The sequence below is a fragment of the Paenibacillus darwinianus genome, assembly GCF_000598065.1.
Classification (GTDB): Bacteria; Bacillota; Bacilli; order Paenibacillales; family Paenibacillaceae; genus Paenibacillus_I; species Paenibacillus_I darwinianus.
Genome location: NZ_KK082215.1, coordinates 56,984 through 65,833 on the forward strand (window position 1 = coordinate 56,984; position 8,850 = coordinate 65,833).

General features: G+C 54.3%; 8 protein-coding genes and 1 pseudogene. 3 read left to right on the plus strand and 6 right to left on the minus strand.

Going from position 1 to position 8,850, the window contains the following annotated elements:
- Positions 1–319 precede the first annotated feature (319 nt).
- On the plus strand, positions 320–2,275 hold the full coding sequence (pulA, locus tag BG52_RS14305) for a type I pullulanase (RefSeq protein ID WP_036586320.1): 1,956 nt from the start codon (positions 320–322) through the stop codon (positions 2,273–2,275).
- Positions 2,276–2,336: 61 nt separating this feature from the next.
- Here the strand turns inward: pulA and BG52_RS14310 are convergent, their stop codons facing one another.
- Together BG52_RS14310 and BG52_RS14315 are read right to left on the minus strand one after the other, a co-directional pair.
- On the minus strand, positions 2,337–3,200 hold the full coding sequence (locus tag BG52_RS14310) for a VOC family protein (RefSeq protein WP_036586322.1): 864 nt from the start codon (positions 3,198–3,200) through the stop codon (positions 2,337–2,339).
- Positions 3,197–3,964, minus strand: a complete 768-nt coding sequence (locus tag BG52_RS14315; RefSeq protein ID WP_036586324.1) for a GTP cyclohydrolase II — start codon at positions 3,962–3,964, stop codon at positions 3,197–3,199. Before BG52_RS14315 ends, BG52_RS14310 begins: the two co-directional genes overlap by 4 nt.
- Positions 3,965–4,111: 147 nt before the next feature.
- Between BG52_RS14315 and BG52_RS14320 the strand changes: the two genes are divergently transcribed.
- Positions 4,112–4,429: a winged helix-turn-helix transcriptional regulator gene (locus tag BG52_RS14320; RefSeq protein WP_036586326.1), complete on the plus strand. Its 318-nt coding sequence runs from the start codon at positions 4,112–4,114 to the stop codon at positions 4,427–4,429.
- A gap of 121 nt (positions 4,430–4,550) precedes the next feature.
- On the opposite strand, the gene moaA is transcribed toward BG52_RS14320, so the two are convergent.
- Positions 4,551–5,576, minus strand: a complete 1,026-nt coding sequence (gene moaA / locus BG52_RS14325; RefSeq protein ID WP_036586328.1) for a GTP 3',8-cyclase MoaA — start codon at positions 5,574–5,576, stop codon at positions 4,551–4,553.
- Positions 5,577–5,716: 140 nt separating this feature from the next.
- Between moaA and BG52_RS14330 the strand changes: the two genes are divergently transcribed.
- Entirely contained in the window at positions 5,717–6,754 is a 1,038-nt protein-coding gene (locus BG52_RS14330) for a ThiF family adenylyltransferase (protein WP_036586330.1), read from the plus strand.
- 92 nt (positions 6,755–6,846) lie between these two features.
- On the opposite strand, the gene BG52_RS14335 is transcribed toward BG52_RS14330, so the two are convergent.
- The 3 genes and pseudogenes from BG52_RS14335 to BG52_RS15530 all read right to left on the minus strand — a co-directional run.
- Positions 6,847–7,332 carry a CYTH domain-containing protein gene (locus BG52_RS14335; protein WP_036586332.1) on the minus strand — a complete coding sequence of 162 codons (486 nt, stop codon included), beginning with the start codon at positions 7,330–7,332 and terminating at the stop codon, positions 6,847–6,849.
- A gap of 50 nt (positions 7,333–7,382) precedes the next feature.
- Positions 7,383–8,444 carry an ATP-binding protein gene (locus BG52_RS14340; protein WP_036586333.1) on the minus strand — a complete coding sequence of 354 codons (1,062 nt, stop codon included), beginning with the start codon at positions 8,442–8,444 and terminating at the stop codon, positions 7,383–7,385.
- A 108-nt stretch (positions 8,445–8,552) separates the two neighbouring features.
- Positions 8,553–8,850: pseudogene (locus BG52_RS15530) on the minus strand (IS4 family transposase); the annotation flags it as partial.

Consider the following 8,850-nt stretch of genomic DNA (forward strand, 5'->3'; position numbering starts at 1 on the left):
GCGTCTGCGCTCCCGCCGCTTCGCCGACTGCGAAAGCAACGAAAGGCTGACGGACGCCGGGCACGCAGGCAGCAGCGCCCGAAAAGCAGAGGGACTTTCTTCCGCTGATGAAGAAAGTCCCTTTTTGCCGTATATAGCGGTACGCCACGTACCCCATTCGCCCTCGGGGAATAACATAATGATTAAGAGCATAAACCACTCCCCACTTTTCGGGCAAGCCTGTTTCGTAAACCCTGTTTTGATTTGAACATTATTAGAGTCGATTCTTACAAATTGATTGATTATCATCATGGGGTTTCGATTAAAAGGAGATCTGGTTATGGCGGTACAAAGAGAAATTGATTACAAAATCGATTACGGCAATCCGGAGGTCACTTCCGGCATATCCGTTTTTTCGGAAGCCTTCGACACCGCATTCGCCTACCACGGAGACGATTTGGGCGCGGCGTATTCAAAGGAGCATACCGAATTCCGCCTGTGGGCCCCGACCGCATCGGAGGCTTATACCGTGTTGTATGACCGCTGGGACAGCGAACCGACGTGTACACTCGCCATGGAGAGAGGCGAGCGCGGCACCTGGCTGCTTAAGGCGGACGGCGACCTCCACGGGAAGTATTACACCTACAAGGTGTTGGTCGGCGAGCAGTGGAACGAAGCAGTCGATCCTTATGCCCGTGCGGTCGGCGTCAACGGCGACAAGGGCTATATTGCCGACTTCGGCCGGGCCGACCCGGAAGGCTGGCCGGGCGCCAAGCCTCCGCTGGAATCGCCCCTTGATATGGTCATTTACGAGCTGCATGTGCGCGACCTTTCGGCACATCCCGAAAGCGGCATCGTCAATAAGGGGATGTACCTCGGCTTGACCGAGACGGGCACCCAAGGTCCCGACGGCATTAAGACGGGGGTCGACCACATCGTCGACCTCGGCGTGACGCATGTCCAGCTTCTGCCGGTTTACGATTACAGCACGGAGAGCGTGGATGAAACCCGTCCCTATGAGAAGTACAACTGGGGTTACGACCCTAAAAACTACAACGTGCCCGAGGGGTCCTACTCCTCCGACCCTTACGATCCTCTTGTCCGCATCCGCGAGCTGAAGGCCGCAGTAAAAGCGCTTCACGACCGGGGACTGCGCGTTATTATGGACGTCGTATACAACCATTTCTACGATGGCTATCGTATGAATCTGGCGAAGCTTGTACCCGGCTACTATTTACGGTACAAGCCGGACGGCACGCTTTCCGACGGCTCCCACTGCGGCAACGACGTCGCTTCAGAACGGGCGATGTCGCGCAAATATATCGTCGATTCCGTCCTGTACTGGGCACGAAGCTACGGCTTCGACGGCTTTCGCTTCGATTTGATGGGCTTGCTCGATGTGGGAACGATGCTGGAAATTCGCCGCCGCCTGGATGAACTCGATCCTTCGATCGTCACGCTGGGCGAAGGCTGGGATATGGAAACCGAGCTGCCCGAGGCGAAACGCGCCAACCAGCATCATGCTTCGAGCATGCCGCGTATCGCTCATTTCAACGGATATATGCGGGATGCGGTCAAAGGCGGGATTTTCGACCCGGCTTCCAGAGGTTTTATCGGCGGCGACGACGGTATGGCTCAGGATATCCGCAAAGGGGCGGCGGGCGGCATTACCTACAACAACGAAATCCGCCTTTTCGCGGACGAACCGGACCAGACCGTCAATTACGCGGAGTGTCACGACAATTACACGATGTGGGATAAGCTGATGCTTGCGGCCCCATGGGATTCGGACGACATCCGCGCCAGGATGCACCGTCTAGGCTCGGCAATCGTGCTTACCGCGCAGGGAATTCCCTTCATTCATGCCGGCCAGGAATTTATGCGGACCAAATATGGCGTCGAGAACAGCTATATATCTCCCGACAGCATCAACTGGATGGACTGGCGGCGCGCCGCCGACCGGAAGCATGACGTCTGGTATATGAAGGAGCTCATCGCGCTACGCAAAATGCATCCCGCGTTCCGGCTGCACACGGCCCGGCAAATCCGCGACCATCTCGTATTCGAACCGTCGCCTGAACGGACTCTTTCTTTTACCCTGCGGAATCACGCAGGAGGCGATCCGGCAAAACATCTGTACGTGCTCTACAGTGCCAGCGAAGAGCAAGTAGATCTCGAGCTGCCGGAGCTTGGAGACTGGCAAGCCGTTTGGGGCCAATCCCACATTGAGCGGCTTGAAGGAACGGCATTGACGATCAAGGGCATCGCCATGATCGTGCTGGAAATTAGCGAATAAGCGGAAGCCTCTTAACCATGACGCCAAACGCCGTGCGCCTTGTTTGCAGGTGATGGCCGATTTAACCGACCGTCAGCCGTAGACGAATGCCCGACGGGTCGGTTATCCAAGCTGCCCCGTCCTCTTCAACCGTGTCGACGCCGCCGCCGCGCAGATTCGCAAGCACGGCATCCAACGCCGCCCGGTCCGGCAAAATCATCGTCGCGTACGCGATGCCCGTGGCATTGTTCGGGGCAGCCGGGGCACCTGCCCCCGCCCAAATATTCAAACCGAAATGGTGGTGGTACCCGCCCGCCGCCACAAACAAAGCGCCCATGAACACGGTGGCGTCCGCCATCATATCGAGACCGAGCTGGCCACAATAGAAACGTTCGGACTGTTCCAGATCCGCCACATGGAAGTGGACATGCCCGATCGTCGTACCTTCCGGCATTCCGTTCCACGGATGGCCCTCGGCCTCCCTCAGCATGCCGTCCCAATCGATCGGATCGCCGCCCATTTGTACATGCCCTTGTTCATCATAGGTCCATTCCTCGCGTGGACGGTCCCGGTAGATTTCAATGCCGTTGTTGTCAGGATCAGAGATGTACAGCGCTTCGCTGACATAATGATCGGATTGGCCGATATGAATGCCGGCTTCGATCAGTTTGCGCAGAGACAAACCGAGATCCTTGCGGGTCGGCAGCAGGATCGCAAAATGATATAACCCGCTCGTCGATCTTCGTTTCGTCACAACCGCGCCCGGGATCTCCTCAAGGACGACGAGCGCGTTCCGCCCGTCCGCCGTTAAGGCGACCTCGTTCCCCGTACGCTGAAGCGTCTTTAAGCCGACAATCTCCTCGTAAAATCGTACGGAACGCTCCAGATCGCTAACCTTAAGCTTGACTTCGCCGAGCTTCATCTCCGGATGCATACGGTAAATCATGATAGGTTCCTCCGTTTCTCGCGCTCGCCGAAATGACCGGAACGCTCCACTTTTGTCCGCAAATATTTCGCGTTGAATTCCGACTGGTCGCCCCACAGCGGCATGCGGCCGGCTACGTTCATGCCCGAGGATTTCAAGGCTTCCAGCTTCTTTGGATTGTTCGTAATCAGCGTAACCGGCTTTTGTCTCAAATGCCGCAGAATGCCGATCGCGTCCGAATAATCGCGGGCATCGTCGGCAAAGCCGAGCTCAAGGTTGGCCTCCACGGTGTCAAGGCCGTTCTCCTGCAGAAGATAAGCCATCGCTTTGCTGAACAGGCCGATCCCTCTTCCTTCATGATTCGCCAGGTAGAAAAGCGCGCCGGAGCCGTGCGCGACGACCATTTTCATCGACTGCTCAAGCTGATAGCCGCAATCGCAGCGCTTGCTTCCGAAAATATCGCCCGTGTGGCAGATGCTGTGCATGCGGATTAAGGCTTCCTCCGAATAGACAAAATCACCGTACACAAGGACGCTCGACTGCTGCTTCTCGGCCAGATTATACGAGGACAGCTGCTCGATCAGCGTCTCGGTATCCGGATTCGACAAGCAGACCCGCGCCGCATCGCTCTTCAACGGCAGCCAGCAGTACCACTGGAAGGTAACGGTTTCGCCGCCGAGGTTCACCGGCAGCTTGATCGGCCCAACCAGCACGTTGACCCCGTCCTCGCTCGGAATCGTCTGAATGCGTTGTTTCAACAGGTCGACAATATTAGTATTGATCATGGAGAAGACCCCTTATAAGTGAATTATTTATTACTTTTTGTAAGTAAGTATATAGTAGTTATGAAAATACGTCAAGTTACTATTTAAATTAAAAATGTATAAACACTTTTAGTAAGTATATGATATACTGGGGAAGAGGTGATACCATTGAGCGCACAGAACATCTGCCCGCGATTCGAGAAGGCAACGGAGCTGCTCGGCAAACGCTGGGTAGCCTTGATCGTATACGACTTGATGTCCGGACCGCGGCGGTTCGGCGAGATCGACGCCGATCTGGCCAACCTGAGCGGCAAAATGCTGGCCGAACGGTTGAAGGAGCTGGAGACCGAAGGCATTGTGAAGCGGGATGTCTATCCGGAGACGCCGGTACGCATCGAATATTCTCTGACGGAGAAAGGCAAAGCGCTGGAGCCCATTCTCGGGGAAATTACAAAGTGGTCCTCCGAATGGATTGAATTGAATTGAACCGCGTTCGTCAGTATGACGGCTTTTCATAGTCGTATTACCTTCTTTGTGTAATTAGTCTGATTCGGGAACGCCAAAAAGGCGGAGCCGCATGCAGCTCCGCCTATTCGCGTTAACCTCGTCAACCTCCGATATGGGACATCTCGACCTTCTTTTTCTTCAGCCCGGGCGTATTGGAGAGCCGGAGTTCCGAATAGCGTTCCTCCCGGACGCTCCAAAACTCGGTGATCCGATCTCGAATCTCCTCATCGCTTCGGCCCTGCCGCAGCGGCTCACGCAAATCAGCCCCTTCCACAGCGAACAGGCAGCCGAACATCTGGCCCTCCGCAGAAATTCTCATCCGGGTGCACGTTGAGCAGAACGCTTGCGTAACGGAAGAGATCAATCCGATTTCTCCGGTCTCCCCTTGATAGCGATAACGCGACGCCACTTCTCCGTAATGATTGGGCAAGACCGGCTCCAGCGGCATTTCCGCGTTAATGAGCCTCACGATCTCCTGGCTCGGCACGACCTGATCGAGCCGCCAGCCGTTGGTATTTCCGACGTCCATATATTCGATGAACCGCAGAATGTGACCCCGCTCGCGGAAATATTTCGCCATTGGCAGCACATCCTGATCGTTCACCCCCTTCTGCACGACCATGTTCACCTTGACGTCAAGCCCCGCTTCCGAAGCAGCCTCGATTCCTTGCAGCACATGGGACGCCTTGAAGCCGCGGCCGTTCATTTCTCCGAACCTTTTATCGTCCAGGCTGTCGAGACTCACCGTCACGCGGCGCAGCCCCGCCGCCTTCAAGGCTTGCGCGTGCTTGGCGAGCAGTGATCCGTTGGTCGTCATCGCAATATCCTTCACACCGTCAACCTCGTTGATCATGCGGATAAGCTCCGGCAGTTCACGGCGCATAAGCGGTTCGCCGCCCGTAATGCGTATTTTTTCCACGCCGAGCGACACGAAAATCCGGGTGATCCGGGTCAGTTCCTCGAACGTAAGCAGCTTTTCCCTGGGAAGAAATTGATAATCGGCCCCGAACAATTCCTCCGGCATGCAATAACGGCAGCGAAAGTTGCACTGGTCGGTAACCGACAAACGCAAATCACGAAGTGGACGCTTAAGCTTGTCGTATATGTGCCGGTTCGTTTCCTGCATAGCTGATCACTCCCTGTTATCCTTCTACACTATAACAAAAACGCTTGCTCTTCAAGCGCTCGTGCGACAATATATAAAATGAAGGGTTGTTCGCCGCATCAGCGGAAAATCGTCTATCAAACCCGTGGAAGGAAGAGCTTATGGACTCCAATCGAAATACGCGCTACTCCCGCCAGATACTGTTTTCTCCGATAGGGGCAGCCGGGCAGGAGAAGCTGTCCAACAGCCGGGTCGCCATCGTCGGCGCGGGCGCACTCGGCACCGTGCTCGCGAATCATATGGTGCGCAGCGGTGTCGGGTTTGTCCGACTAATCGACCGCGACTTCGTGGAGGAAAGCAACCTGCAGCGGCAGATGCTGTACGACGAAGAGGACGCCGCCAATCATACGCCCAAGGCGGTCGCGGCAGCGGAGAAGCTGCGCAAGGTGAACTCTTCGGTCACGATCGAGCCGGTCATCGGGGACGTACACGCCTATAACGCGGAAAAACTGCTGGCCGACGTCGACCTGATTTTGGACGGGACCGATAATTTTCAAATTCGCTACCTGATCAACGATATCGCGGTCAAGCACCGCATTCCATGGGTTTACGGGGGCGCGGTAAGCGCCAACGGCATGTTCGCGGCCATCCGGCCCCACGCGACTCCCTGCTACCGCTGCTTGTTTCCGAATCCGCCGGCCGGCCGGGGAGATACATGTGATACCGTAGGGGTGATCGGGCCGATCATCCATATCATCGCCTCTTATCAGGCGACCGAAGCTCTTAAAATGCTGGTCGGCGCGGACAAGCACTACAATCCTTACCTTGAGCAGTTTGAGCTGTGGCACAATCAGCATATGCAGATGAATATCGGCAATGGCAAGCGTGAGGACTGCCCGGCCTGCGGCCTGGGCGAACTCGAGTTTCTGAATCCGGAAACGGAGGCGGAAGAAGTATACACGGCGATGTGCGGCAGAGATTCCGTCCAGATCACCCCGCGCGGCGGGAGGGCGGTCAATCTTGAGGAACAGGAAAAAATATTCGCCCGCATCGGCAAGGTGGACCGCAACCCGTTCCTTCTCCGGTTTCAGGTCGACGGCTGCACACTCGTCCTGTTCAAGGACGGCCGCGTCGTCGTGCAAGGCACCCAGGACATCACGACGGCCAAGTCGCTGTATGCGAAATATATCGGCCATTAGCCGCTGCAAAAAGCGAAACCAACCTCTCACGGCTTGACCTTCGGCTCGCCGTTCTTGTTCACATGTAGCTGCGGCTAAGCCGCAGCTGCGATTCAGGGACTCCCTTCCACCTTTGACCATTCTGTGTATGGCCGCTTGATCAGGCTCGAATTGTAATATTTCGGGTCACCCGATACCTCCGCGCCGACCCAGTCGGGGAGGCTTACCGCTTCTTCTTCGCTTTGCAGCTCCACTTCCGCTATGATCAATCCCCGGTTGGCGCCGAGAAATTCATCAATCTCCCAGGTGTGCCCCTCATAACGAGATGTATAACGATATTTTTCGATCAACGGAGCCTCACAGACGTCTGCAAGCAGTTCGTCGGCATCCTTCACCGGGATTTCATACTCATATTCCGATCGGGTGAGACCGATATTTTTGGTCTTGATCGTCAAATAGCCTTTAGCTCCCGCTATCCGCACCCTGACTACCTTATCCGGCGAATTCGTAATATAGCCTTGTCTATACAAAATCCCCTCGGCATTATTCTTGAACGACATATTCTCTACCAGAAATTTTCGCTCGATCTCCTTGGCCATTGACCCGCTCCGTTCTTATCGCCTGCTGCCGCTTTTACCACCGCTGCCGATCACTGCATTTCGATATCAAATTCCTGGACATCCATCACCGTCAGCATAAGCTGCACTTTGGTCTCACCGGGTGAGCTCTGAATGTCGAGCTTTCCGCCCATCATTTGCATGACATGATCGCTGAAGCTGAGCCCGAATCCAAGCGATTCGGGCTTCGTGGTGAAGAAAGGATATTTCACATTGGGCAGCACTTCCTGCGGAATGCCTTGACCGTAATCGATGACCGTGAACAGGACGGCATCATCCCGCACTTCAGTCCGAATTACGATCTTGCCGTTGGCCTCCGTAGCCTCGAAGGCGTTGAGGAACAGGGCGTAGCATGCCTCCCGCAAATAAAATTCATTTCCGAACACACGGGCAGACCGATTCGGAAATTCGCAAACCAAACCAATGTTTTTCTCCAATGCCTTAAGTTGAATGCGGGAGACGACATCCTGGAGAAAAGGTGTCCACGCAATCGGCGTGAATTTCAAGTCCGAAGGTTTAAACAGGAGAAAGCGATGGAGAATGGCGTTGATTTCCGTTACCTGATCGTACAGCGTTTGGAAATATTGAGCATTCTTATATTGAAAGAATGGAGCGGCTGCGGTAATTTCGGATTTGATGCTCTTCTCCATCAATTGCAGCGTGCCCTTTATAATCGCGAGGGGATTTAAAATGACATTTGCTGTCCCTGCCGCCATATCGCCGATCAGGTCCACTCTCTCCTGGCGGATTTTGGACTCGTATTGTTGGCCGAACAGGGAATGATCGCACAGCAAAATCAAGCAGGAGCTGACGCTTTCATTCTTCTGCAAAGGGTAGACGTATAGTAGCAGCTGCACAGACGCCCCATTCACCATTTCCTGGATGGGGAATCCCGCAACCCTTTTCTCATTCCGCAAACAAAACTGCAGCATTTGCCCGGCTTTGGTATCGGCGGGAAATGGATCGCCTTTCGCCAAGGTGTACAAGCTATTCGCTTTCTCGTTAGTAAAAACAATGCTGAGATCGGGAGCCACAATCGCAATGCCTATATCGCTGTCGTCCGCCCCGAATAAAAACTCCACCGCTTCTTTCATGATAAGCTGAACCCCATATCTTGTATAATTCACCCTGTACACAAAAACCCTTGCTTACTTTATTCGACCTTTTCCGCCATTTTCCTGTTGACATGATAATAATATAACTCAACTTTCGCATCCTGAAATTGGCAGATAAGCCTTGATGTAGCTGGGCAGACCGGCAATCCACTGCTGGAGTTGTGTCTGAATGAGCGTTGTGATCTTCTTACTGGTTTTCTTGGCGACATCCTCGATCAATTCAATGAGTTGTCTTAAAGCAATTGCCCAATCTAATTGGCTAACTTCATCGCAGAGCAAATGAAATAAGCCGCCTAATGTACGGTTATCAGTACTCTGTCGATGTTGCCATGCCAGCAATATGTAACGGGAAAAGACAATCGTAGTATGGCTGATTAGCAAATCA